Raw genomic sequence first — 23,428 nt, 5'->3', positions numbered from 1 at the left:
CCGTCAGTATGCAAGTAAACATTCACCCAAATCAGTATGTCCTATAGTATTTATTTTTAAACAAATAAAAACCGGACTCATCATGAGACCGGCAAATTTTTATCTAATAATTTTTTTCTTGATTTTAAAATACGATCATACAAAAAGGTTGTTACAATCGCGATAAAGAATAAGCCAATTAAGACAAGGAATAGTGCTGACATACTGTACAAATCGACGAGCATTCCGCCAAGTAAAGGTCCAATCATTCTTCCCCCGGTAGCAGTACTATTAACAATTCCTTGATAAAATCCTTCGCGCCCTTTTGGTGCTAGGCCAAAGGCAATTGTAGGTACTGCCGGCCAAATAAACATTTCCCCAATGGTTAAAATAATCATCGCTACTAGAAATCCTGAAAATGCGCTTGCATTTCCTGCTATAAGGAATGAAACAATAAATATAGCAATCCCGATGAGGATTTGTACCTTTAGCGTGGCAGCAAGACGCTTAAGCAAGCCATTTAATAATGGCTGACCAAGAACAATTAATGCACCGTTTATCGTCCATAGGAGGCTGTATTGGGATAAAGATATATTAATTTCCTGAGTATAAGAAGCAATCGTTGTCATCCATTGAACGTAGCCAACCCAGCATAGCAAATAACCCGAACATAAAATCAATAAAGCAAGGAGATTATTTCTTTGCTTTTCAAGTGCTACATCCTGAAGGTTATTGGCTTGTTTGGCAGAACCAGTTGAAATCCCTTTATAGCCAAAAATAGCGATTAGTAAAAAGATAATATACATAACCGTGTTAGCAAGGAAGATTAATTCAAATGAGTAATCGGCAAGAATGCCGCCAAGTGCGGCTCCGACCGCTACCCCAACGTTTTGCGCAATATAAACAGCATTAAAAGCTTTACGTCCACCTTCCTTCCAAACCATTCCCGCCATCGCATACATGGCTGGGAATGTGACTCCACTTCCAAATCCAATAATGGTAAGGAAAACAATATATTCCGGCCAGCCATGCCAGAAAGTTAACCCTATTAGGGCTGAAAGGGATATACCTATTCCTAGAAGAATAGATTTGTAGCCACCGATTTTATCAAAAAGACTTCCGCCATAAAGATTTCCAATGACGCTTGCAGCGGAGTTTAGCATCAAAACAACTCCTGCAATCGATAAAGACTTACCTAAATGATCGTGAATATAGATTGTATTTAAAGGCCATAAAAAAGAATTGCCTGTTACATTCACTGCCATCCCAATAATTAAGAGCCATAAGGCACGTGGCATGAAAAACGCTCCTTTACAATAACAATAACAAGTTCCAAAAATATATTTTAGACCCATTCGAGATTCCTGACAATCTTTTTCTTTCAGCGGTTAAATATTAATTTTGTATTATTAAACAATATTACATAAAGCGGAAATATAATTTTTTTAAAATAGTAAAGCTATCACAAAAAAGAAAAAGCCCTTCAATAAAAAGGGCTTTGGTACTTATCTTTTTTTCTTTTTTGATAGGTCGGCGGCTGTAGGTTTATTTTTAGCAGCCACCTTTTCAACGGTAATCTGTACATGAACATGTTTGTCATCAACCTGATTAACACCAGTGACTTTCCCTTTACGACCTTTAATTGTAAGCGGATCACCTAGAGCTGGAACACTTCCAAGAAGCTGATTTAATATCTCTACTTTGTCTTCAAAAAAGTGGACAACATACATGAGCCTCACCTATTTCATAAGGATTTACCTTATAAAATATTTAAATCCCCTTCATTTTAGACCAATACCAAATAAGTTTTATTGACTTCTTTTAATCCTTCTTAGCGGGACGATTAAGAAAATGGATGAAAGGGTCTATTTTTTTACTGCCGGCACTACTGGCTGCTGAGCAGGGAAGTAGCTGTTTACGGCATGATCCTTCTTCTTCTCGTTTACAGTTTCTCCTTGGAAAGCTGTTTTCACTTTTTCAATTTCAGAATTAAGTTCTTCCATGCTGACACCTTTTTTCACTAGCTCCTCTGTTGCAAGGCGAATCGCATTGTTTGATTGTACAACTGATTCTCTTAACGAATCCATAGAACCCTGTGGATTGTGGAAGCCTGAAGAGTTTTCTGCCGCAATAATATCCCAGAACCATTGACCTTTACGTACAAATTCTTGAGACTGCTTAATCTTGTCTTGGCTGACTCCTGAAGTAATCATCTTATTAATATAATAGTGTGCTGTGGTTGAAATATCCTGTGCCTCATGTAGTGCACTTATGTTAGCTTCTTGAATTTCGAGAACACGGTCTTTTAATTTATCTAGATCACGATCACCATGACACTGTCCACAAGATGTATCCATTGTCTTAAGTGGTGAGGTCCAATAATGTGATGTGATTTTTCTTTTTCCATCTACACGCTCATATGGCATATGACAGTCCGCACAGGATACATTCGCCTTACCGTGGGTTCCGGAAGTATGAGTTTCATATTCAGGATGCTGAGATTTTAACATTGGTGCTCCAGAGATATTGTGAACCCAATCCTTCTCAAATCCTTCATCTTTAGCAACCGTATTATAGTATTCATACATGTCTTCTGGCTTAAAGCCCTCTGACCACGGGAAAGTAACTTCACTGTTATCAGCTGCAAAATAATATTCTACATGACACTGGCCGCAAACATAGCTTCGCATATCATTTTTAGTTGGATTAGAAGTATCTACTCCTTGTGCCTCTAATGCTTTGTAGAAGCTTGGTCGTGTTACGCGTAAGTCCATTGTTTCGGGATCATGGCAGTCAGAACATCCAATTGGTGAGTGTCCCATTGCTTCCCCTTTTGGCCAAATCTCTTGATTAAAATTGGCTCCCCAATAATCGTCGCCCATTTCTTCAATCATTTTAGGGACTGCTGTGGATTTACACGTATAACAAGAACCAACAGATTTATCGGTAATCCGCTTAACATTGCGAATATCTTCAAGAGCATAAACGTGCCCACGTTCTTCATTATACTCTGTTGCAAACCCATAACCATTGAAAAGAACCGGAAGTAAAGGCTCTTTATCTGGATCATACTTACTACGTTTCACAGAACCTCCGTAAGTAGTATCTTCCATTTTTTCATTTTTCATATAGCTATTATATTGAAGTGGAAATAACTCCTTAAAAGCTTCATTGCTTATTTCATCTTTAGAAAGGCCTGTTTTCCCCGTCGCTTCCTTAGCACTTGCCGTTTTTTCACCTGCATTCTCACTGGAATTGCTGCAGCCAGTAATGGTGAGAACAAATACTAGTAGAAGGAGGTATGCCCCGTAACGGAACCTATTCATTCTTAAAATCCTCCCTTATTTTTTAATAATTCACCGGACTTAGGCGGCTGATCATAACTATCATCTTTGAAGTCGCTTTCATGAGGTACAGTCTGGTGACATGACATACAGTTTTCTTTCGCGTCATGTGAGACATTATCAATGGTGCTCTTATGACACTCTGCACAGTTTTTATTAATAACCCTCAATGTCCGTGTTGTCGCATAAATTCTGTCTGGAATATCTTCAGTACCCAGGGTGTTATAAAAAATATGTGTCATCCCGGCGCGGACCTTAAAAAATAATTTCCCTGCCTCACTTTCATGTGGTAAATGGCAGTCATTACACTGCAATTCGGCATGAGTGGAATCCACAAATGACGTATAAACAGATTTCATGGTATGACAGTTTTGACAAAAACCAGGTGAATCTAGGTAGGCCATTGTTTTAACAGTTCCAAAGGAAAAGAGTACGCCGGCTAAAAGAGCACCTAAAAGTAAAACTCTTTTATCAATTGCCAATAATTTTTTAAACGATTTTTTTAACATCCTTTCACCTCCCACAATATAGATTCTCAATTTCTCTCTAATTTATTGAACAAAGTACTTTTGTACTTTATTGCCAAAAGGAATGATCTTGCAACGTTAATTGTTCCTTCGTTTTCTTTTAACAAAATAAGCAAATACACCTGCTGCTAGTAAACGCCGGAGTAAGCACTACCTTTTTTGCATTAAGGGGTTGTATAAATGAAATATTGAATAAATCGCATTGGGATGGTAAGCAAATTCCGGCATTACTTTTATTCAAAGTTCCTCCATTTTTAAGATGTTTTGATACTCACCGGATGTAACTGCAGGATTTAACAGCAGCAAAAAGCACAGGAGTATATTTATGGTCAGCCATAATTTTTTCATCGCAGTTGCTTCCTCTCAACTTGTGAATTTTTTGTGAATCCATTCACAAGACTCATCATTACTAACCACATACGGTTGAAAATTCATACTTTATTTATCCCATGATACCCAAACCCATTCTGTGACCAAAATCACAAAATGATATTGAGTTATTTCTAATTTGTGAACAGCAATATTACCTTATTATCACAGTGTTTTTATGGTTTTTTTATCACAAAAAGACCTTCAACAGGACGTTGAAGGTCTGATAGCGATTTTTAAGATGATTGATCCTTTTCTTGATGGAACTTCGACTTTACCGGCTGGCCGCCAGATTTTTCATATTTCTCTTTTGATTGTTTAACAAGATCAACATCCTGACCAAGCTCAAGATCCTGGTTGTTATTCCCATTCCGGGTTTTTTGTTCAGGGTTTTGTTGTTTAGATCGCTTTTTCAAGAAAGATCTCCTCCTCTAAATGCCTGACCCTCTAAAATCATATTATTTTGAAGCTGCTGAATTTGAAGTCTCATCCGATGGAGTTGATCCCGCTGCTGCCCATTCGCACTATGAGCCATTTTCGCAATATCTTGATAGGTTTGTTCAAGCTGCTGTAAGGCGTTCGTGTAATCATCATTGTTGTAATGTTCTTGAAGGCTGCTTTCTTTTAATTGATCCTGTGCATAGCGAATAACATCCTCACATTGCTGTATTAAAGCATCCATTGAAGCACGAGTAGCCATCTAAGGACCCCCTTCTTTTTGGTAAAACACTTCCCTCAATGAGTCAAAGTGCTTCATATCTTATTTTGTTCTCTCTCCCTGTTCCTATAACGTGATAATTACTGGTAAACAATTCAGTTGGATAAGCGAATATTTTCATGATAAAATTGACTTTATGCTTAAAAAAATGGCTGTTAAATTGGCCTGTTGATATGTGCTCCAGGTGCTTCGCTTTCCGCGGGCGGTCCGGGGAGCCTCCTCGGCGCATAAGCGCCTGTGGGGTCTCCCCAGACCCGTCCTCCCGCAGGAGTCTTCGCACCTTCCGCACAAATCAACAGGGTGCAAATAAACAATTTGCTTTATCACAATAAAAATCTCAAAGGAGGTTTCTGAATTGACTCAGACCAACCCTTTTCCATATGCTACTGACGATAAACGTTACCATACATGGAACTATCACTTACGCCAGCAATTTGGCCATAAAGTTTTTAAGGTTGCTTTAGATGGCGGCTTTGATTGCCCAAACCGTGACGGTACGGTTGCACACGGCGGCTGTACTTTTTGCAGTGCTGCAGGATCAGGTGATTTTGCCGGTGACCGTGCGGATGATTTAGAGACCCAATTCCTTGAAATAAAGGAAAAAATGCATACCAAATGGAAAGATGGCAAATATATGGCCTACTTTCAAGCGTATACCAATACGCATGCACCGGTTGAAGTCCTTCGCGAAAAATTTGAAAAGGTTCTTAAACAGGAAGGAGTAGTTGGTTTATCGATTGCAACTCGTCCTGATTGCCTTCCAGATGATGTGGTTGAATATTTAGCTGAACTAAACCAAAGAACGTATCTATGGGTTGAGCTTGGCTTGCAAACGGTACATGAACGTACGGCATTATTAATCAATCGCGCCCATGATTTTCAATGTTATGTCGAAGGTGTTAATAAGCTGCGAAAACATGGCATCCGAATTTGTTCCCATATTATTAATGGATTGCCGCTTGAATCATATGAAATGATGATGGAAACAGCAAGAGAAGTGGCTAAGCTTGATGTCCAAGGAATAAAGATTCACTTGCTTCACTTACTAAAAGGCACTCCAATGGTGAAACAGTATGAAAAAGGCATGCTCAAATTTCTCGCTCAAGAGGATTATGTAAATTTAGTATGTGACCAATTAGAAATTTTACCGCCGGAAATGATTGTTCATCGGATTACTGGTGATGGACCGATTGATTTAATGGTGGGACCTATGTGGAGTGTAAACAAGTGGGAAGTATTAAATGCCATCGACGCTGAGTTAAAAAGAAGAGATAGCTATCAAGGGAAATATTATCAAAAGAGTATAGTGAGGAATTAACCGTGAGGCTTGACCGGATACTCCCTTATGCAAAGAAATTACTTGAAAAGACTATAACTAGTGGTGATGTGGTAGTTGATGCAACGCTAGGAAATGGTCATGATACTGTTTTTATGGCTAACCTGGTAGGTGAAAATGGCACCGTTTATGGTTTTGATGTGCAAGAGGATGCCATTCGAACCAGTATAGAAAGATTGGAACAACATGGTTTAGCTGATCGCGTCACCATTTTCCATAACGGTCATGAACAGATTTCCAATCTTATACCCGCGGAACATCATGGTAAGGTAAAAGCTGCAATTTTTAACTTAGGCTATTTACCAGGCAGTGATAAATCAGTTGTAACTAGACCTGAAACTACCATTTCTGCGATTGAGCAATTGCTTAAAATTATGGTACCAGAAGGAATAATTATCCTTGTGATTTACCATGGTCATACTGAGGGAGCAATTGAACGGGACGCTTTATTGTCCTATTGTCAGGATATTGATCAGAAGAGTGCGCATGTCCTTCAATATCGCTTTATCAATCAACAAAATAATCCCCCATTTATTGTTGCAATTGAAAAAAGATAAACCAGGCTCTGCCTGGTTTATTTATTTTAAGATTAGCCTTGTTACAAATGAAGGTATCCATTTTTGAACGGAACGATAGACCAGTCCGTTGATATAAAAGAAATAGCTGACTATCCCACCAGTCTTTATGATGCCTCTAGCTAGTTTTCGAACCTTTTTCTGTTTGCGAACCTTTCCATCCGATAAATAAATTCCTAACAGCCCGCGGTTAATGAGCTGGTGAAACTTTTTATGGGGCAGAAATTCAGTATGTCTGTCTGCTTCATGGACAAAATGATTTAAACGTTTAAACAGTGTTTCCTGATTCTCATAGTAAAAACAAAAATTCAGGTCGCCGCCTTCACGGTCTTCTTCTTGGTCAATGAAATAATCTAACAGTATATGAAGCCCTTGTATGTAGGGGAAATATCCTTTACGTATATTGTCTGCATCCTCTGCCTGAAAATCTTCTCTCATTGCATATGAAATAAGACAGAATATCCCCAAGGTTGAACCCGAGCAAGCAGAAAATTCGTACCACTCCATTTCAGGAAGTTTATTTTGATGGACTTCAAACCATTTTTCTAATCGAGGTACTCGTTCTTCTTGAATTACATGCTTGTGTATTTGCAAGTCACAGTAATATTCGCAAAGCTCTAACAGGTACTCTTTTATCAAATGATAATGCTTCAGTTCTCCTAAAACAGATCTGCAGGTTTCTGCTAAATCATTTAAATAACCACCATCGTTCTGATCCTCACGAAACCGGTAATAATTTTTCGGTTCACTTTCAAGTGTAAGAGCATCCTGCATAGCTTCATGTAGGGCTTCAAAGTCCTTTGGGTCAAGCGAAGTACTCCGGTCGCAAAGGTTATCTAAGTAATCACTAATGGTTTGATAAGCAACGATAAATTTTACTGCCTGTTTATACTGATCATTCGCTGTAAGCGCTAGAATCCCTCCACCTTCACAGTGAAAGGTTTTATGTTCAATACTCGCTAATGCCTGCGTTCTAAGCTCCTCATTAGGAATACCTTCTGCTCGGGACCTCCAAAACCTTAGCTCTTGATGAACAGCTGGGATGATTCGACGATATACTTTCGACATGAGTCTAATTGGCATCATGGAGATTATCTTCCCTTTCTTAAACAATGTAACCTATTGCTTTTAATTGGCTGATAACAAAATCCTTTGCGTACTCAAATATATCATCTCGTTCAGGTTCATTAAAGATTTCATGATAAAGCTTTGGCCATTCTTTAAACCTTTTTTCTGATAGTGGTGCATGGTTAAACCAATCCTTTACAGGTATCTTATTAACAATTTTATCATCACCGGCTTGCATAACAAGCATTGGAACATCCTTTGTGCCTTCGATTGACAGGAACGCCTCTTTCATAGCCTCGACCAACTCACGGTACCACCTAACAGAAACTTTTGTGATATAGAGGGTATCATCTTTATCTGCCTCAATAACATCTTGATTTCTGGTAGCCATATCAACGGTTATGCCTGAATTCATTTTAAATGAAGGAAAAATCACATTTATCCCGTATGATAGTATATCTAAAATCTTTGGGGGAGTATGTACTAAGCCTAAACATGGTGATGAGAGAATAACCCCTGCCAAGTCAAATTTTTCTTCCTGAAGCAAACGAATCGCAATTAACCCGCCCATACTATGGCCAAATAAAAACACAGGTATTTCATAACGGAAGGCTGCTTTTATCCAATCCTTCACTTCACTTATGTACTCATCAAATGAATCTATATGGCCTCTGCGGGATCTAGTTGTCATGCCTTGCCCAGGAAGATCGCCCATAATGACATGAAAACCAGACTCGCGCCACATTTCAATGAGCCAGCCATAACGTCGGTGGTGTTCCATTGCACCGTGAACCATCACGATTACAGCCTTCGCTTCCCCTTCTGCTTCCCACTTCCACATCGATTTTCCTCCTAGAAAAAAATTCTATTTAGTATTATATTAGAATGAATATGTATTTCAGTCAAAAAGGAGCGACCCAAATGATTTATCCGTACAAAAGCAAATACCCTAAAATTGCTGATTCTGTGTTCCTAGCAGATTTCACCACTATTACAGGTGATGTTGAAATAGGTGAGGAATCCAGCGTTTGGTTTAATTCTGTCATAAGAGGAGATGTGGCGCCTACAATCATAGGTTGCAGAGTAAATATTCAGGACAACTGCGTTCTGCACCAAAGCCCAAATAATCGATTGATTTTAGAAGATGAAGTAACCGTTGGTCATCAGGTGACACTCCATAGCTGTATTATTCGAAAAAAGGCATTGGTTGGCATGGGCTCTATCATTCTAGACCAGGCCGAAATCGGGGAAGGTGCTTTTATCGGTGCAGGCAGTCTTGTACCCCAAGGAAAAAAAATTCCTCCTAATACATTAGCATTTGGCAGACCCGCTAAAGTTATTAGAGAATTAAATGAACATGACAAAAAAGAAATGGACAGAATCTATACAGAATATGCAGAGAAGGCTCAATATTATAAGTCTCTACAGAAATAATATCATTTAAAAAGCACCCATAAAATTCTTATGGGTGCTTTCGTGGTTTAATTTTTCATAGTCAAGAGTTCTTTTTGTCCTGAAAAGGAGTATTTACCCTCCACATAAACCTGGTGCCATACCATAAAGATGAGCACGGTCCATATTTTACGGCTGTTATCCGCCTTCCCTTGACAATGGTCTTCAAGAAGTCTTAATACATAAGGTTTATTGATTAAATGATCTGTGCTGCTTTCTCGAATAATCGTTTTTGCCCACTCATTCATTTCATTCTTCAGCCAATGGCGAATCGGCACTGGGAAACCGAGTTTCTTACGATTCAATACATGCTCAGGAACAATTCCTTCTGCTGCTTTTCGTAAAATATATTTTGTTGTACCATTAGCTGTTTTCAAGCTAGTCGGAATTTTTGATGCTGTTTCAAAAACCACTTTATCCAAGAATGGAACCCGAAGCTCTAATGAATGAGCCATCGTCATTTTATCCGCTTTTAATAAAATATCGCCGCGCATCCATGTATGGATATCAATAAATTGCATACGATCAACTGGATCATAGCCCTTTGATTCAGCATAAAGTGGTTTTGTGATATCGGTGTAATCTAAACCTTCACGGTAAACAGAAAGCAGGTCTCTTTTCTCTTCCTCCGTGAACATTTTTGCATTCCCAATATAACGTTCTTCCATAGGAGTTACTCCACGTTCAATAAAGCTCTTCCCTTTCATTCCTTCAGGCATGATGTTTGCAATCCCTTTTAACAATACTTTTCCTACTCTTGGGATTTTATTAAACACTTCTAAATCCTGTGGTTCGCGATAAATATTATAACCGCCAAATAATTCATCGGCACCTTCACCAGAAAGAACAACCGTAACATGCTTTCTTGCTTCACGAGCGACAAAGTACAACGGGATCGCTGCAGGGTCTGCAAGTGGATCATCCATGTGCCAAATGATTTTCGGCAGTTCATTCATGTATTCCTGCGGTGTAATCACATAACTTATATTTTCTACCCCAAGTTTATCCGCAGTTTCTTTTGCAACATCGATTTCACTAAAACCATTTTGCTCGAAGCCTACTGAAAATGTCTTAATAGCTGGATGAAATTGTTTTGCAATCGAAGCAATAATCGAAGAGTCAATACCGCCGGAAAGGAAAGACCCAACAGGTACATCACTTCTCATATGCATTTTAACTGAATCAATTAAAACATCTTGTATTTCTTTGATAAACTCTGATTCAGATTTTTGAACCGGGTTAAAATGTGCTTTCCAATATCTTTTAATTTCCATTGGAGCGCCTATCTTCTTTGTAAAATAGTGCCCTGGCTCTAACTTATAAATACCTTTTGACATCGTGTTTGGTTCTGGGACAAACTGATACGTTAAATAGTGCTGAAGGGAATCATAATCTAAAACATCGTTTTCCAGTGCTAGAAGGATACTCTTCTTTTCAGAAGCAAAAAATGTTCTTTCCCCATCCTCAAAATAGAAGTATGGTTTTATTCCGAAAGGATCCCTTGCACCGAATACCGTTTGTTCTTGTTTATCCCAAATCGTGAATGCAAACATCCCGCGCAGTTTTTCAACAGCCTTCTCTTTCAAATGGCTATATAAAGCGATAATAACTTCAGTATCAGAGTTTGTTGCAAACTGTAAGCCTTCTTTGAGCAATTCTTCACGAAGTTCTAGGTAGTTATAAACCTCGCCATTAAAAATAATCCAATAGCGCTCATCTTCATACGTTAATGGTTGATGCCCACATTCAATATCAATAATACTTAAACGGCGAAAACCGAATTGAATATGATCATCATAATAAAAACCATCATCATCAGGTCCACGATGGGTTATAATATCGTTCATGTTTTTGAATTGTTGTTTTTGCTCGTCACGAAAATGTTGTTCTTTGTCGTGTACACAACCAATAAAACCACACATTATGTACTTCACCTACTCCAATCTAAATATCCAAACTTAAAAAACATACTCTCTTATCCTACCACTTTTCATCTTAAAATGTCAGTGTGAAAGGTAGGAAAATTCAGGTATAAACAGTTTTCACCTAAACACATTGCCCTAAACTTTGACGAGTATATGAAAAAAAGAGTTACATGTAAAATGCAACTCCCCTGTTTTTTCTGGTTAAATTTTCGCTTGCTGACGTAATGTATCAGCTTTATCAGTACGCTCCCAAGGAAGATCAACATCAGTACGGCCAAAATGACCATATGCAGCTGTTTGCTTGTAAATTGGGCGGCGTAAATTTAACATGTTAATGATTCCAGCAGGGCGAAGGTCAAAGTTTTTACTAACTAGATCAACTAAGACTTCCTCGCTTACTTTACCAGTTCCAAATGTGTCAATAGAAATGGAAACAGGTCTTGCTACACCAATTGCATAGGCAAGCTGCACTTCAACCTTATCTGCAAATCCTGCTGCTACAATATTCTTCGCAACATAACGAGCAGCATAGGCTGCAGAACGGTCAACTTTTGTAGGATCCTTACCAGAGAAGGCTCCACCGCCGTGACGTGCATAACCGCCATACGTATCAACAATTATTTTACGACCTGTTAAACCAGCATCCCCTTGTGGTCCGCCAATAACGAAGCGGCCAGTTGGATTAATGAAATACTTTGTATTTTCGTCAATTAGTTCTTTCGGAACAACGGGATTAATCACATACTCTTTTATGTTACGTTGAATTTGCTCTAACGTAATTTCAGGATGATGCTGTGTTGAAATAACAATGGTATCAATACGTACAGGTTTATCATTCTCATCGTATTCTACTGTTACTTGCGTCTTTCCGTCTGGACGGAGGTAAGGAAGAATATCCTCTTTACGAACCTCTGTTAAACGACGTGCAAGCTTGTGAGCCAAGGAAATGGGAAGAGGCATTAATTCTTTGGTTTCATTACATGCAAAACCAAACATTAAACCTTGGTCTCCTGCACCAATAGCTTCGATTTCTTCATCAGACATTTGACCTTCACGTGCTTCTAGAGCCTGATCGACCCCCATCGCAATGTCAGGAGATTGCTCACCAATAGAAGTGATAACACCACATGTCTCGGAGTCAAAGCCATATTTTGCACGATTATAGCCAATACCCTTAATTGTTTCACGAACGATTTTTGGAATATCAACGTAAGTAGATGTAGTGATTTCACCTGCAACTAAGACTAATCCAGTTGTAACGGATGTTTCAGCAGCAACCCGGGCATTTGCATCCTTTGCTAAAATGGCATCTAAAATCGAATCAGATATTTGGTCACAGATTTTATCTGGATGACCTTCGGTAACTGATTCAGAAGTGAACAAACGACGACGTTTTGTTGACATCTGATTTCCTCCTATATTATGAGATAAATCAAGGTCCATTTGAAGGTGACAGGAATACTTCTAGAACCACTGAAATTGATACGGTACTCATTCCCTTAGTATGAAATAAACAAAGGATTTTTATTAGTAACTCTATTGATAAAAGGTCTATACAAAACAAAAAACCTTACCATTGTGAGGAAAGGTTGTTCCGGTCCTTTCACTCTTATCGTTCAAGGTCAAAGCCTTGCGTCAGATTAGCACCTTCGCACTTGAGAATATGACCAATAAATAGGTTGGTCTTCTCATAAAGCAGGTTGCTGGGTTTCATAGGGCCTGTCCCTCCACCAGCTCAGGATAAGAGAGTATCCGTTCAAATTAGTATCATACTTGAACCTGTCGAGCGTTGTCAACGAATTTGCTAGCAAATTAAGGATAAATATATGAAATTTTTCCATTTTAATTTAATACTTAATAATACAACCCAAATTTACCAATTAGTATAGACTATTAAATTAAATGTGTTATACTTTTTATGAATATATTGACAATTAAAAACTTGAAAAGGAAGGTTCGTTCTGATGAATTCAGTACATGTTCCAAATGAATTAAGCCAATTGCTGGAAGAAAGTCATGTGCACATTCAAATGTCTGTTCCTCAATTAGTGGAAAAAATCCTATCTAGGAATGAAGGAAAACTAACCTCAACTGGTGCGATAAGTGTATCAACAGGTAAATATACCGGAAGATCTCCTCAAGACAAATTTATTGTAATGGAAGAATCCATTAAGGATAAAATTGATTGGGGCAATTTAAATCAGCCAATTTCAGAAGAAATATTTAATAACCTCTATCAAAAAGTTTTAGATTATTTAAAAGAAAAAAATGAAATATTCGTCTTTAAAGGGTTTGCAGGTGCTGATAAAAAGACCCAATTGCCGATTCAAATTGTGAATGAATATGCTTGGCATAATTTATTCGCCCATCAATTGTTTATTCGGCCTAGTGAAGAAGAATTGCTGACACATAAACCCGGTTTCACTGTCATTTCCGCTCCTAACTTTAAAGCAAATCCTGTTATAGACGGAACAAAGTCTGAAACCTTTATCATTATTTCTTTCGAAAAACGGACGATCTTAATCGGCGGAACGGAATATGCTGGTGAAATGAAAAAATCAATCTTTTCAATTATGAACTACCTGCTGCCTGAGAATAATATTTTCTCTATGCACTGCTCTGCTAATATTGGTGTTGAAGGTGATGTTGCTTTGTTCTTCGGTCTTTCCGGGACAGGAAAAACCACTTTATCTGCAGACCCAAAACGCCGCTTAATTGGTGATGATGAGCACGGCTGGTCATCGAATGGAGTGTTTAATATTGAAGGCGGCTGCTATGCAAAAACCATTAATCTTTCCAGAGAAAAAGAGCCGCAAATTTTTGATGCCATCCATTTTGGTTCCGTATTAGAAAATGTTGTTCTTAATCCTGATACAAGAATTGCAGACTATGACGATTCCACTCTTACTGAAAATACAAGAGCTGCTTATCCGATGCACGCCATTGAAAATATAGTTCAGCCAAGCATTGCAGGCCACCCGAATACCATTGTCTTTTTAACCGCAGACGCATTTGGGGTATTGCCTCCAATCTCAAAATTAACGAAACAGCAGGCAATGTATCATTTCTTGAGTGGTTATACATCTAAGCTAGCAGGAACTGAGCGCGGAGTAACTTCTCCAGAAGCCACCTTCTCCACTTGCTTTGGTGCACCATTCCTGCCTTTACCTGCAACACGTTATGCAGAAATGCTTGGTGAAAAAATTCTTGAGCATAATGCAAATGTTTTTCTTGTAAACACTGGCTGGACAGGTGGAGAATACGGAGTGGGAAGCCGCATGAAGTTATCCTACACAAGAGCGATGATTCAGGCTGCACTTGAAGGGGAACTCAACAACGTGGAAACCGTAAAAGATGCTATTTTTGGACTAAATATTCCTCTCCACATTGCAGGTGTGCCGGATGAAGTTCTTCAGCCAAGCAAGACTTGGGCAGACCCAATATCCTATGAGAAGAAAGCAAAAGAGTTAGCGAATAAATTCCGTGAAAACTTTAAAAAATTCACTAAAGTGGATTCAGACATTGAGGTAAAAGGCGGTCCAATAGCCTAGAAAAGAAAGCCCTTATCGTTGTCGATAAGGGCTTTTTACTAATTTGTAGAATTCAATGAAATTAATTGGTAAGTTAACCAAGTGCGGCTTTCCTGCCATTCTACTTTTTTAATGACCGCAGATCCGCTCGTATCGCTTTCAATGGTTTTTCTCACGTCAATGGGAATATCAATCGGATAAAGTCGATAGCCTTCTTTTTCTAATACGAATAGATTTTCTTCAATTCTCTTTTCTCTGCCTTTGGTTACGATCATCGTATTTAACTCAAGGGGCATACCCATATGTACTCGCTCCTCTGTAATTGGACTTACTTCTATTTTATCATCTTTTGATTTGACATTTCATCCAATTCGATAAATCCTTGACGATTTTTCTATTTACTACGGGAGGGAAGTAGTGCGTAAAGTCGTCAAAGTACCAGGATTCCACCTGTTTATTTAACATCCTAAGTCTTCTTTCGAGTCTGTAGGCATGTTCCACCGATACATTCTGATCATTTACTCCATGAATGATTAAAACAGGAGCTAAAAGCTTTTCGAGTTCATAAAGGGGAGTCCGCTCTTCATATCTTTCAGGATATTTTCCAGGTGTCCCTCCAATCACCCTTTTCATCATTTTCCGCAAATCTTTTCTTTCCTCATAGGTTAACGCCATATCACTAACCCCTCCCCAAGTAACGATGGAGGCAGCCTCTGGGTATTGAAGTGCTGTCATCAATGCCATGACACCACCTCGCGAAAAGCCAAAGACATGGATATAGCCTACGTTAGGAAGTGACCTTAAAAGCTCATAGCCTGCAAAAGCGTCCTCCCTGTCCTCTCCGGCAAAATCTTCATTCCCCTCTCCCCCTTGATTCCCTCGGTAATAAGGAGCGAATACAATGAATCCTTCAGAGGCAAATTGAGCGATTCTTGCAGGTCTTACCTTACCAACATTCTTAATGCCGCCGCGCAAATATAAAAATCCGTCATAGTTTCCTTTTATTTTCGGTTCCGCAAGTAATCCTTTTACTCTCAATCCATTTGAAAGATACGTAATCTCCCTTAATTCCACATTGGGATTGGGTGAAGGAAAACGATAAATTTCGATGATTTTTCCATTTAGTTTGTTCACTACATTTCACCTTTCCATGATTCCGTAAAAATTTATGTAAGTAGGCATTCACACATTTATTTCTCTTTCATACGATATGTTAGGTCAACAGCCCAGATTTTTATTGTATAAGGAGGTTTTGGTATGAAAAAATCGCTAAAAATTAGCTTTTCTTCACTTCTCATATTTATTCTCATGTTCACAATTGCTGCTTGTAACAATACCGACAACACGGATCCAGAGAAAATAGAAAAGGTTAGATTGGTAGAAGTTACTCGTTCTATCTTCTATGCACCTGAATATGTGGCAATTGCAAAAGGTTTTTTTGAAGAAGAGGGCTTAGATGTTGAACTGTCCACAGCCTTTGGCGGTGATAAAACCATGACAACACTTTTATCAAATGGTGCAGATATTGCATTGGTAGGATCTGAAACTTCTATTTATGTTTACGCTCAAGGATCCAATGATCCGGTTATTAACTTTGCACAACTCACACAAACCGATGGCACTTTCCTAGTCTCAAGAGAAAAAATAGATAATTTCTCCTGGGATATGTTAAAAGGATCAACATTTTTAGGTCAACGTACTGGCGGTATGCCGCAAATGGTTGGGGAGTTTGTTCTTAAGAAACATGGAATCGATCCTCATCAAGATTTAAATCTCATTCAAAACATTGATTTTGCTAATATTCCAAGTGCCTTTGCTTCAGGAACAGGCGACTTTGTTCAATTATTTGAACCACAGGCGAGCATTTTTGAACAAGAAGGAAAAGGACATATTATTGCTTCCTTTGGAACAGAATCTGGTCATGTGCCATATACAACCTTCATGGCAAAGGACAGTTACATGAAAGATAACAAGGATATTGTAGAAAAATTCACGAGAGCCGTATACAAGGCACAGCAATGGGTAGATACACATAGTTCTGACGAAATCGCTGAGGCAATTAAAACCTATTTCCCTGATACAGACGTCAAACTCATTAGCACAGTAGTAGACCGATATAAAGAGCAAGGCTCGTTCGCAACTGATCCAATCCTTGATGTGGAAGAGTGGAACAATCTCCAGAACATCATGGACGAAGCAGGTGAGCTACCAAAAGAGGTTGATCATTCAACACTTGTAAACACAAAAATAGCTGAAAAAGTGAAAGAAGAATAAAAAATATGGGAGGCCGTCCAAATGAGTTTTTTAGCCATAAAAGATATCCATCACACTTATTTCACAAAAGCCTCTGCAACAACGGCCCTCTCGGAAATAAGTTTGCATATTGAGGAAGGTGAATTTGTTTCCTTCCTCGGCCCTAGCGGCTGTGGAAAAACAACCTTACTTTCCATTATTGCCGGGCTTATAAAACCAACGCAAGGAACCATTTTGCTCGAAAATAAACCAATCACGGGGCTAAAAAACCAAATCGGCTACATGCTCCAACAGGACTATCTGTTTCCGTGGAAAACAATTGAAGAAAATATCCTTATAGGTCTAAAGTTATCCAAACAATTGAATGAGCAAACAAAAAGTGCCGCATTAGACCTTTTAAATCAAATGGGTTTAAAGGGTATCGAGAAACAGCTCCCTAAGCAGCTTTCAGGTGGTATGAGGCAGCGTGCTGCACTTGTAAGAACACTTGCCACGGAGCCAAAGCTTCTGATGCTGGATGAACCATTTTCAGCGTTAGATTATCAAACGAAGTTAAAGCTAGAAGATTTAGTCTCAAACACGCTCGACTCCTTTGGCAAAACAGCCATTCTTGTCACACATGATATTGGTGAAGCGATAGCGATGAGTGACCGGGTTGTGCTTTTTTCACCAAGTCCAGGCAGAATTCATAAAATTTTTGAAATGCCAGAGGAACTAAGAAACATATCCCCTTTTAACGCAAGAAACCATGAAGCATTTTCGAGTATTTTTCAGAAAATATGGAAGGAGTTGGATTCACTTGAAACAGGGAAAAACTAACGTGAGCCTCCTCCATAAAAATTATTTACATTCCCTGACGATTGAAAAAAGATGGGTACGTTTTTATCAAATCGTCATTTTCCTCCTCTTTTTCTCTAGTTGGGAAATTTCGAGTCAAAAACGTTGGATCGACCCTTTACTCTTCAGCTCTCCATCGAAAATTTGGGATTTATTTCTTGAAAAATTACAAGATGGTTCTTTAATGTCCAATCTCGGTGTAACCTTAACTGAAACGATTTTTGGATTCATTTTGGGTACGTTACTTGGAACCGTACTTGCAGCACTGCTTTGGTGGTCACCGATGCTGTCAAAAATTGTTGACCCCTATCTCGTCATCCTAAATGCGATGCCAAAGGTCGCCTTAGGTCCCATTTTAATCGTAGCCCTTGGACCTGGATACCCTTCCATTATTGCAATGGGAGCCATCATCTCGGTTATCATTACCACGATTGTAGTTTATACTTCTTTTAAAGAAGTCGACCCTAACTATTTAAAAGTACTGCAAACATTCGGAGCGACACGTCTTCAATGCTTTAAGGAAGCTATACTTCCAGCTAGTTTTCCAACGATTATTTCAACCTTAAAGGTGAATGTTGGATTATCCTGGGTCGGTGTCATCGTTGGTGAATTTTTAGTTTCATCCAGAGGACTGGGTTACTTCATCATTTATGGCTTCCAAGTCTTTAATTTTACCCTGGTCTTTTTGTCCTTGCTGGTTATTGCAGTGGTTGCAACAATCATGTACCAGCTTGTAGAACTATTGGAAAAAAAACTTATCAAGGAATAGCGGCTTATCTAAATTTGTCGCTATTCTTTTTCGTGTTCCACCTTATAGATATACTTTATACATTCAGCAACCACATCATCCTTCATAATAAAGCTGAACTCTTCACCAAAACGCAAATCTAACAAATCACCTTTTATTAATACCGGCCCTTTTGTCTCGAAGTAGCTATTCATTTTATGTACTGAATTTATTTTCCCCCAAAATACAGCCTTTACAAAAGTATTTTTTTCGTCAGCAACTCTATATTCAGCTATTTGTGTAAGGTCCTCTAAGGTGGCTCCCGTCTCCTCATAAACCTCACGAATAGCCGCTTCTTTTAGGGATTCTCCAGGTTCCATTTTACCTCCCGGAAATTCGAGTCCTCGAACGCTATGCATAGTTAATAACCAATCATCTAAATATTTACAAATTACAAGTACATGCTTTGCTTCCTGCCCAAAGGCATTGCTTGAGAATGATAGCTCTACCTTGTTCCCTAATCGATCAATAAAATTTTTCACCAATCCTCACCCCTAGGTACCTCTTGATTATTTATTATAATCGAAAAAAACGGAAAATCCTTGTAGATAGGATTTTCCGCTTTGTATTACCCTTGTTTTGGTAAGATATTCATCGATTCAATATGACTTCTAGCTTCATTATCTCCCAGTTTATAAATCATCCCATAAACTTGTTCAATCGTATTGTCATAAGCGTCATTTTCACGGTCATAATGATATTGAACATATGGAACATGCGCTCTGAAGAAGTTTTGCCATTCTGTTGAATAATTTTGGTCAAACATCTCACGAAGCTGGGTAATTTCCTCATCACTAGCCTGAATCTTAAAGCTCCAGGCAGAAGCTGTTGCACTTTGAGATATTTGTCCGTGCCCAACATCTATATAATAGGTCTTTTTTTGCTGATCCATTTTGTCATCCCCTTATTAATATTATTTAGAATTTCCCACAATCAAATAAAATTTATTCTTTTTCAAATTTCGACTCATTTTTTAGAACTGAATGATGTATAATTGTCATAATATTAAGAAAATGGAATTTCGCCATTTTTACAAACTTTCGCTTCTGCCATAGAGGATATTTTTCATCATTAAGGGAATTGAATAAGTAAGGAAAAAAATTTTAAAAAATTCTTTGGAGGTGAACGGAATGAGGTTAGTTGATGAATTATTTCAGATGTATCGAGATAAGCTGACAGGTGATGAAGAGGATATTGATATGTTAGCTTTCGCCTTCTTAGAAGAGATGTCACATGAGGATCTGCTGCACTTAATTAAAGAGATGGATAAACAAGAATTATACGATTTAATGGGGCTTTATTTAATCGAGAGCTTAAAAGGTAAATTCGCCCAGGAAGAATATGGCCAGCAGCGCACCCATACTTATTATCCAAGAAATATTCACTAATAATTACATTACATACCACAAAAATTTTGGAACTGCCTCATGCAGTTCCATTTTTTTGTTAAAAAAAAGTCAAACCATGCTAAAATATAAGAGTGGAAAAGGGAGGATTAAAAAATGTATACGATCTTGGTGGTAAGCGTTATTATCATTATAGTGGTATTATTGCTTGCTGTAATTACTACTTCAAAAGCATATAAATTTAAACATACTGTAGACCCATTGGATGATAATCCTTATTTACAGAACGAAAATCATCCTGATACCGAAAATAAGCAGTAAAAAAATTCCTATTCAAACGAATAGGAATTTTTTATTCTTAAGCAAAAACTTGCTTTAAGTCTTCTTTACTTTGCTCAAGCCAAAAACGCATTAGGCGTTTTGCTCCCTCTAAATCGTGAAGTTTTGCTTGACCACATTGTCTTTCGTTTGCTGCTGGAATCTCAGTTATTTCTATTGCGGTCTTCATCGTATCTTCAAGGAGGTCAATGATTTCTTCAACAGTTGGCTCACCACTCACAACCAAATAGTAGCCTGTTTGGCAGCCCATAGGTGAAATATCAATAATATCAAAGTGATCATATTTCTCTACGTGTGCACGGAGATTGAATGCAAGCAAATGTTCTAATGTATGGATGACATCAGGCTTCATCGCCTGTTTATTTGGCTGGCAAAAACGAATATCGTATTTATTAACTATACCGTCGGTTCCTACTTTATGGACACCACAATGTCTCACGTAAGGTGCTTTAACGGCATTATGATCTAAATCAAAGCTTTCTACTGAAGGCATTATCCCCACTCCTTTTATACATTAAGCTGTATTAAACGGGTCCGTTGATTTCCTCTCCACTAAGGAAAACTTCTACGAATTTTCACCGCAGGGACAGGCGTTTTTTGCCTGTCACGAGGCACTTCGCTTTCCGCGGGCGGTCCGGGGAGACCCCGTCCTCCCGCAGGAGTCTTCGTGCCTTCCGCTCCAACCAACGGAGTGCCATTAATATAGCATTCGTCTAAGTAGTATCATACTATAAATTCCGAGTTTTTTCATCTACTTAGTTATAGTTAACAATTTAGACGTTTTTTTCTATTTGTGATATCTTTTAAGTAATTTGTGGAAGGGAGTTTCCCCTATGTTTAAAAAGATTTTAATTTCTGTTATTCGATTTTATCAAGTGGTTATTTCTCCTATTAAACCGCCAAGCTGTCGTTTTTATCCCACATGTTCACATTATGGATTGGAGGCTGTTCAACGATTTGGAGCTTTAAAAGGCGGCTGGCTTACATTAAAGAGAATTCTTAAATGTCATCCTTTTCATCCGGGCGGCATAGATCCTGTGCCAGAGAAAAAGGAGAATTAATCTTGATAACCATCGACAACAAGGTCAAGTTTTCCTGTCTTAGGGTCAATGACCAACCCATGCACCGGAACACCCTCTGGCATTAAGGGATGGTTTCTTATTACATCCACGCTATGCTCCACGCTTTCTGTAACATTATCAAATCCATGCAGCCATTTTTTAATATCAATACCTGAATAAGTAAGAGTATCAAACGTTTCTTCTGTTACTCCACGGCTCATCATACTTTCTATTACTGGTTCAGCCTTCAATCCACTCATTCCACAATCGTGGTGAGCAATGACTAGGACTTCTTCTGCTTTAAGCTGGTAAACAGCGATTAGAATACTTCTCATAATACTTCCAAATGGATGAGATACAAGTGCCCCGGCATTTTTTATCGTTTTTACATCCCCATTGTTTAAGTTTAAAGCTTTTGGCAGTAATTCTAATAATCGCGTGTCCATGCAAGTAAGAATGACCATCCGTTTATTTGGAAATTTTGTTGTTTCATATTTTTCATATTCGCGGCTTTCAACAAATTTTTGGTTATAATCCAAGATTTCATTTAATAATGTAGTGTTATTCATAATTATCCCACCTTAACTTTGTTTATATTAAGAATACATAAATACTACCGCATCCTACAATATTTTGCTTGCAATTAACTCATTTTTTTTGTAAGATACATAAGGAAATCGGAATCGTTCCGTATTATACATTTTTTTATAATCTAAATACTAAAAATTTTTCGAATATAAATCGTAATAACTCCGGTTTATACACTTTAAAGGAGAACGTATGAAAAAGATAATTCTTTTACCATTTTTTTTATTATTTAGCATCGTCATAACTGCTTGCAGTACAGAAAATGAACAATCATCAGAAAAGAAGAAAGATCAGTTAACGATCTATTCCACAGTATTCCCTCTTCAATATTTTACGGAGCGTATCGGGGGAAAATACGTTACTGTCAATACTATCTATCCTCCAGGCGCAGATGAGCATACGTTTGAACCATCGCAAAAAGATATGATAAAACTAGCGGATTCAGATTTATTTTTCTACATCGGCTTGGGATTAGAAGGATTTGTAGAGAGTGCGAAGGAATCATTAAAAAATGAAAACGTCTCGTTGATTCCAACTGCTGAAGAGCTTATATTAGATCCTGCAGAAGAACATGAAGCACATGATGACCACGAGGATGACGGTCATGGAGATTTTAATCCTCATGTTTGGCTTGACCCCGTTTATGCGAAGGAAATGGCTGCCGTCATTAGGGACTCTTTAATTGAAAAGATGCCTCAAAATAAAGAGACGTTTGATCAAAATTATCAAAAGCTTGCAGATGAATTAGATCAATTAAATTCGGAATTTGAAAGCACTATTCAAAAGGCAAAACACAAAGATTTTCTTGTCACTCATGCTGCATTTAGCTACTGGGAGCAAAGATACGGTCTTGAAGAAATCAGTATTTCAGGTCTGTCTACAACGAATGAACCTACACAGCGAGAACTAGAAAAAATTATTTCACTGGCGGATGAACATGGACTGCATTACATCCTTTTTGAACAAAATGTCAAATCAAAATTAGCTGAGATTGTTCAAAAGGAAATTGGAGCGAAGGCTTTGCCTGTTCATAATTTAGCTACTTTAACTAAAGAAAACATTAAAGATAAAGAAACATATTTTACTCTCATGGAGCAGAACTTATCATCACTGAAAACTGCTTTAAACAATTAGCTGGTTAGTTCCCTTTAACTTACAGGGATGAGAAGATGTAAAAAATCAAAAGCTATTTTTGTATTACGAATGATAATAAGGAGTGATACAAATGGCACAAGATGTATTATGTGAAGTTAACAACTGTTCTTTTTGGGCAAAAGGAAATAAATGCAGTGCAGATAGCATATATGTTGTCAGCCACAAAGGAAAAACAGCTGATAACAGTCAAGAAACTGATTGTAAAACTTTCGAACCTTCAGATTTATAAATAAAAAATT

The 23,428-nt window shown here is 38.1% G+C and carries 28 protein-coding genes and 1 riboswitch; of the genes, 12 read left to right on the top strand and 16 right to left on the bottom strand.

The features are described 5' to 3' along the window. Positions 1-80: 80 nt before the first annotated feature. From QFZ31_RS26905 to QFZ31_RS26880, 6 genes are all read right to left on the bottom strand, one after another. Positions 81-1,277 (bottom strand): MDR family MFS transporter, encoded by a 1,197-nt coding sequence (locus QFZ31_RS26905; RefSeq protein ID WP_307309021.1) that lies wholly within the window; start codon positions 1,275-1,277, stop codon positions 81-83. A 207-nt stretch (positions 1,278-1,484) separates the two neighbouring features. Further along, complete coding sequence (locus QFZ31_RS26900) at positions 1,485-1,709, bottom strand: hypothetical protein (RefSeq protein ID WP_307309019.1); 225 nt, start codon at positions 1,707-1,709, stop codon at positions 1,485-1,487. Between the two features lie 135 nt (positions 1,710-1,844). Next, entirely contained in the window at positions 1,845-3,305 is a 1,461-nt protein-coding gene (locus QFZ31_RS26895) for an ammonia-forming cytochrome c nitrite reductase subunit c552 (RefSeq protein ID WP_307309017.1), read from the bottom strand. Between the two features lie 2 nt (positions 3,306-3,307). Continuing rightward, a complete protein-coding gene (locus QFZ31_RS26890) occupies positions 3,308-3,832 on the bottom strand; it encodes a NapC/NirT family cytochrome c (RefSeq protein WP_307309015.1) in 525 nt (174 codons plus the stop codon). A 623-nt stretch (positions 3,833-4,455) separates the two neighbouring features. Then, the gene (locus QFZ31_RS26885) at positions 4,456-4,635 is read right to left on the bottom strand and encodes a glycogen biosynthesis protein GlgD (RefSeq protein WP_307309012.1); all 180 of its coding nucleotides are present in this window, start codon (positions 4,633-4,635) and stop codon (positions 4,456-4,458) included. Beyond that, on the bottom strand, positions 4,632-4,919 hold the full coding sequence (locus tag QFZ31_RS26880) for a YtzC family protein (protein WP_179601683.1): 288 nt from the start codon (positions 4,917-4,919) through the stop codon (positions 4,632-4,634). Before QFZ31_RS26880 ends, QFZ31_RS26885 begins: the two co-directional genes overlap by 4 nt. A gap of 373 nt (positions 4,920-5,292) precedes the next feature. Between QFZ31_RS26880 and QFZ31_RS26875 the strand changes: the two genes are divergently transcribed. Both QFZ31_RS26875 and QFZ31_RS26870 read left to right on the top strand, forming a co-directional pair. Then, the gene (locus QFZ31_RS26875; RefSeq protein ID WP_307309008.1) at positions 5,293-6,255 is read left to right on the top strand and encodes a TIGR01212 family radical SAM protein; all 963 of its coding nucleotides are present in this window, start codon (positions 5,293-5,295) and stop codon (positions 6,253-6,255) included. A 2-nt stretch (positions 6,256-6,257) separates the two neighbouring features. Beyond that, positions 6,258-6,830, top strand: coding sequence for a class I SAM-dependent methyltransferase (locus tag QFZ31_RS26870; protein WP_307309005.1), 573 nt, complete (start codon positions 6,258-6,260; stop codon positions 6,828-6,830). Positions 6,831-6,851: 21 nt separating this feature from the next. On the opposite strand, the gene QFZ31_RS26865 is transcribed toward QFZ31_RS26870, so the two are convergent. Together QFZ31_RS26865 and QFZ31_RS26860 are read right to left on the bottom strand one after the other, a co-directional pair. Continuing rightward, positions 6,852-7,934, bottom strand: coding sequence for a tetraprenyl-beta-curcumene synthase family protein (locus QFZ31_RS26865; protein WP_307309003.1), 1,083 nt, complete (start codon positions 7,932-7,934; stop codon positions 6,852-6,854). A 19-nt stretch (positions 7,935-7,953) separates the two neighbouring features. Beyond that, a complete protein-coding gene (locus tag QFZ31_RS26860; protein WP_307308999.1) occupies positions 7,954-8,757 on the bottom strand; it encodes an alpha/beta hydrolase in 804 nt (267 codons plus the stop codon). An 80-nt stretch (positions 8,758-8,837) separates the two neighbouring features. On the opposite strand from QFZ31_RS26860, the gene QFZ31_RS26855 reads away from it, so the two are divergent. Beyond that, complete coding sequence (locus QFZ31_RS26855) at positions 8,838-9,350, top strand: gamma carbonic anhydrase family protein (protein ID WP_307308998.1); 513 nt, start codon at positions 8,838-8,840, stop codon at positions 9,348-9,350. 47 nt (positions 9,351-9,397) lie between these two features. Here QFZ31_RS26855 and asnB read toward each other — a convergent pair whose 3' ends face one another. Both asnB and metK read right to left on the bottom strand, forming a co-directional pair. Beyond that, the gene (gene asnB, locus QFZ31_RS26850) at positions 9,398-11,290 is read right to left on the bottom strand and encodes an asparagine synthase (glutamine-hydrolyzing) (RefSeq protein ID WP_179601671.1); all 1,893 of its coding nucleotides are present in this window, start codon (positions 11,288-11,290) and stop codon (positions 9,398-9,400) included. Positions 11,291-11,494: 204 nt separating this feature from the next. Next, positions 11,495-12,697: a methionine adenosyltransferase gene (gene metK / locus QFZ31_RS26845; protein ID WP_179601669.1), complete on the bottom strand. Its 1,203-nt coding sequence runs from the start codon at positions 12,695-12,697 to the stop codon at positions 11,495-11,497. A 202-nt stretch (positions 12,698-12,899) separates the two neighbouring features. Continuing rightward, positions 12,900-13,040, bottom strand: a riboswitch (SAM riboswitch). A 217-nt stretch (positions 13,041-13,257) separates the two neighbouring features. Between metK and pckA the strand changes: the two genes are divergently transcribed. Beyond that, a complete protein-coding gene (pckA, locus tag QFZ31_RS26840; protein WP_307308993.1) occupies positions 13,258-14,844 on the top strand; it encodes a phosphoenolpyruvate carboxykinase (ATP) in 1,587 nt (528 codons plus the stop codon). A gap of 38 nt (positions 14,845-14,882) precedes the next feature. Here pckA and QFZ31_RS26835 read toward each other — a convergent pair whose 3' ends face one another. Together QFZ31_RS26835 and QFZ31_RS26830 are read right to left on the bottom strand one after the other, a co-directional pair. Next, the gene (locus tag QFZ31_RS26835) at positions 14,883-15,125 is read right to left on the bottom strand and encodes a DUF2584 domain-containing protein (protein ID WP_179601665.1); all 243 of its coding nucleotides are present in this window, start codon (positions 15,123-15,125) and stop codon (positions 14,883-14,885) included. 40 nt (positions 15,126-15,165) lie between these two features. Beyond that, positions 15,166-15,957 carry an alpha/beta hydrolase family protein gene (locus tag QFZ31_RS26830; protein ID WP_307308989.1) on the bottom strand — a complete coding sequence of 264 codons (792 nt, stop codon included), beginning with the start codon at positions 15,955-15,957 and terminating at the stop codon, positions 15,166-15,168. 123 nt (positions 15,958-16,080) lie between these two features. On the opposite strand from QFZ31_RS26830, the gene QFZ31_RS26825 reads away from it, so the two are divergent. The 3 genes from QFZ31_RS26825 to QFZ31_RS26815 are packed head-to-tail and all read left to right on the top strand — an operon-like array spanning position 16,081 to position 18,682. After that, positions 16,081-17,097, top strand: coding sequence for an ABC transporter substrate-binding protein (locus QFZ31_RS26825; protein WP_307308986.1), 1,017 nt, complete (start codon positions 16,081-16,083; stop codon positions 17,095-17,097). A 21-nt stretch (positions 17,098-17,118) separates the two neighbouring features. Further along, entirely contained in the window at positions 17,119-17,895 is a 777-nt protein-coding gene (locus tag QFZ31_RS26820; protein ID WP_307308985.1) for an ABC transporter ATP-binding protein, read from the top strand. Then, a complete protein-coding gene (locus tag QFZ31_RS26815; protein ID WP_307308982.1) occupies positions 17,876-18,682 on the top strand; it encodes an ABC transporter permease in 807 nt (268 codons plus the stop codon). Before QFZ31_RS26820 ends, QFZ31_RS26815 begins: the two co-directional genes overlap by 20 nt. Positions 18,683-18,702: 20 nt before the next feature. Here QFZ31_RS26815 and ytkD read toward each other — a convergent pair whose 3' ends face one another. Both ytkD and QFZ31_RS26805 read right to left on the bottom strand, forming a co-directional pair. After that, on the bottom strand, positions 18,703-19,182 hold the full coding sequence (ytkD, locus tag QFZ31_RS26810; RefSeq protein ID WP_307308980.1) for an RNA deprotection pyrophosphohydrolase: 480 nt from the start codon (positions 19,180-19,182) through the stop codon (positions 18,703-18,705). Positions 19,183-19,268: 86 nt separating this feature from the next. Continuing rightward, positions 19,269-19,592, bottom strand: coding sequence for a hydrolase (locus QFZ31_RS26805; protein ID WP_306076285.1), 324 nt, complete (start codon positions 19,590-19,592; stop codon positions 19,269-19,271). 238 nt (positions 19,593-19,830) lie between these two features. Here QFZ31_RS26805 and QFZ31_RS26800 point away from each other — a divergent pair, with 238 nt between their 5' ends. Both QFZ31_RS26800 and ytzI read left to right on the top strand, forming a co-directional pair. Beyond that, a complete protein-coding gene (locus tag QFZ31_RS26800; RefSeq protein ID WP_179160128.1) occupies positions 19,831-20,088 on the top strand; it encodes a DUF6154 family protein in 258 nt (85 codons plus the stop codon). A gap of 114 nt (positions 20,089-20,202) precedes the next feature. Beyond that, on the top strand, positions 20,203-20,367 hold the full coding sequence (gene ytzI, locus QFZ31_RS26795; RefSeq protein ID WP_306076286.1) for a YtzI protein: 165 nt from the start codon (positions 20,203-20,205) through the stop codon (positions 20,365-20,367). Between the two features lie 37 nt (positions 20,368-20,404). On the opposite strand, the gene QFZ31_RS26790 is transcribed toward ytzI, so the two are convergent. Next, positions 20,405-20,878, bottom strand: coding sequence for an S-ribosylhomocysteine lyase (locus tag QFZ31_RS26790; RefSeq protein WP_307308976.1), 474 nt, complete (start codon positions 20,876-20,878; stop codon positions 20,405-20,407). Positions 20,879-21,218: 340 nt separating this feature from the next. Here QFZ31_RS26790 and yidD point away from each other — a divergent pair, with 340 nt between their 5' ends. After that, positions 21,219-21,446: a membrane protein insertion efficiency factor YidD gene (gene yidD, locus QFZ31_RS26785; RefSeq protein WP_307308974.1), complete on the top strand. Its 228-nt coding sequence runs from the start codon at positions 21,219-21,221 to the stop codon at positions 21,444-21,446. Here the strand turns inward: yidD and QFZ31_RS26780 are convergent. Beyond that, a complete protein-coding gene (locus QFZ31_RS26780; protein ID WP_307308972.1) occupies positions 21,443-22,015 on the bottom strand; it encodes a beta-class carbonic anhydrase in 573 nt (190 codons plus the stop codon). The genes yidD and QFZ31_RS26780 overlap by 4 nt on opposite strands. Positions 22,016-22,226: 211 nt before the next feature. Between QFZ31_RS26780 and QFZ31_RS26775 the strand changes: the two genes are divergently transcribed. Then, positions 22,227-23,168 (top strand): metal ABC transporter solute-binding protein, Zn/Mn family, encoded by a 942-nt coding sequence (locus QFZ31_RS26775; RefSeq protein ID WP_307308969.1) that lies wholly within the window; start codon positions 22,227-22,229, stop codon positions 23,166-23,168. A 91-nt stretch (positions 23,169-23,259) separates the two neighbouring features. Next, positions 23,260-23,418 (top strand): DUF1540 domain-containing protein, encoded by a 159-nt coding sequence (locus QFZ31_RS26770; protein WP_082799676.1) that lies wholly within the window; start codon positions 23,260-23,262, stop codon positions 23,416-23,418. Positions 23,419-23,428 lie beyond the last annotated feature (10 nt).

The organism is Neobacillus niacini, assembly GCF_030817595.1.
GTDB classification, from domain to species: Bacteria; Bacillota; Bacilli; order Bacillales; family Cytobacillaceae; genus Neobacillus; species Neobacillus niacini_G.
The sequence above is the reverse complement of the archived record's forward strand: the minus strand, read 5'-3'. Positions and strand labels throughout refer to the sequence as shown.

Excerpts from the sequence above, each read along its gene's own strand:
- QFZ31_RS26900 (WP_307309019.1), bottom strand. The coding sequence starts at position 1,709 with ATGTATGTTGTCCACTTTTTTGAAGACAAAGTAGAGATATTAAATCAG.
- asnB (WP_179601671.1), bottom strand. The coding sequence starts at position 11,290 with ATGTGTGGTTTTATTGGTTGTGTACACGACAAAGAACAACATTTTCGT.
- yidD (WP_307308974.1), top strand. The coding sequence starts at position 21,219 with ATGTTTAAAAAGATTTTAATTTCTGTTATTCGATTTTATCAAGTGGTT.
- QFZ31_RS26770 (WP_082799676.1), top strand. The coding sequence starts at position 23,260 with ATGGCACAAGATGTATTATGTGAAGTTAACAACTGTTCTTTTTGGGCA.
- QFZ31_RS26825 (WP_307308986.1), top strand. The coding sequence starts at position 16,081 with ATGAAAAAATCGCTAAAAATTAGCTTTTCTTCACTTCTCATATTTATT.
- QFZ31_RS26790 (WP_307308976.1), bottom strand. The coding sequence starts at position 20,878 with ATGCCTTCAGTAGAAAGCTTTGATTTAGATCATAATGCCGTTAAAGCA.
- QFZ31_RS26860 (WP_307308999.1), bottom strand. The coding sequence starts at position 8,757 with ATGTGGAAGTGGGAAGCAGAAGGGGAAGCGAAGGCTGTAATCGTGATG.
- pckA (WP_307308993.1), top strand. The coding sequence starts at position 13,258 with ATGAATTCAGTACATGTTCCAAATGAATTAAGCCAATTGCTGGAAGAA.
- QFZ31_RS26805 (WP_306076285.1), bottom strand. The coding sequence starts at position 19,592 with ATGGATCAGCAAAAAAAGACCTATTATATAGATGTTGGGCACGGACAA.
- QFZ31_RS26780 (WP_307308972.1), bottom strand. The coding sequence starts at position 22,015 with ATGAATAACACTACATTATTAAATGAAATCTTGGATTATAACCAAAAA.
- QFZ31_RS26800 (WP_179160128.1), top strand. The coding sequence starts at position 19,831 with ATGAGGTTAGTTGATGAATTATTTCAGATGTATCGAGATAAGCTGACA.
- QFZ31_RS26890 (WP_307309015.1), bottom strand. The coding sequence starts at position 3,832 with ATGTTAAAAAAATCGTTTAAAAAATTATTGGCAATTGATAAAAGAGTT.
- QFZ31_RS26775 (WP_307308969.1), top strand. The coding sequence starts at position 22,227 with ATGAAAAAGATAATTCTTTTACCATTTTTTTTATTATTTAGCATCGTC.
- QFZ31_RS26905 (WP_307309021.1), bottom strand. The coding sequence starts at position 1,277 with ATGCCACGTGCCTTATGGCTCTTAATTATTGGGATGGCAGTGAATGTA.
- QFZ31_RS26835 (WP_179601665.1), bottom strand. The coding sequence starts at position 15,125 with ATGGGTATGCCCCTTGAGTTAAATACGATGATCGTAACCAAAGGCAGA.
- QFZ31_RS26855 (WP_307308998.1), top strand. The coding sequence starts at position 8,838 with ATGATTTATCCGTACAAAAGCAAATACCCTAAAATTGCTGATTCTGTG.
- QFZ31_RS26820 (WP_307308985.1), top strand. The coding sequence starts at position 17,119 with ATGAGTTTTTTAGCCATAAAAGATATCCATCACACTTATTTCACAAAA.
- QFZ31_RS26880 (WP_179601683.1), bottom strand. The coding sequence starts at position 4,919 with ATGGCTACTCGTGCTTCAATGGATGCTTTAATACAGCAATGTGAGGAT.
- metK (WP_179601669.1), bottom strand. The coding sequence starts at position 12,697 with ATGTCAACAAAACGTCGTCGTTTGTTCACTTCTGAATCAGTTACCGAA.
- ytzI (WP_306076286.1), top strand. The coding sequence starts at position 20,203 with ATGTATACGATCTTGGTGGTAAGCGTTATTATCATTATAGTGGTATTA.
- QFZ31_RS26865 (WP_307309003.1), bottom strand. The coding sequence starts at position 7,934 with ATGATGCCAATTAGACTCATGTCGAAAGTATATCGTCGAATCATCCCA.
- QFZ31_RS26895 (WP_307309017.1), bottom strand. The coding sequence starts at position 3,305 with ATGAATAGGTTCCGTTACGGGGCATACCTCCTTCTACTAGTATTTGTT.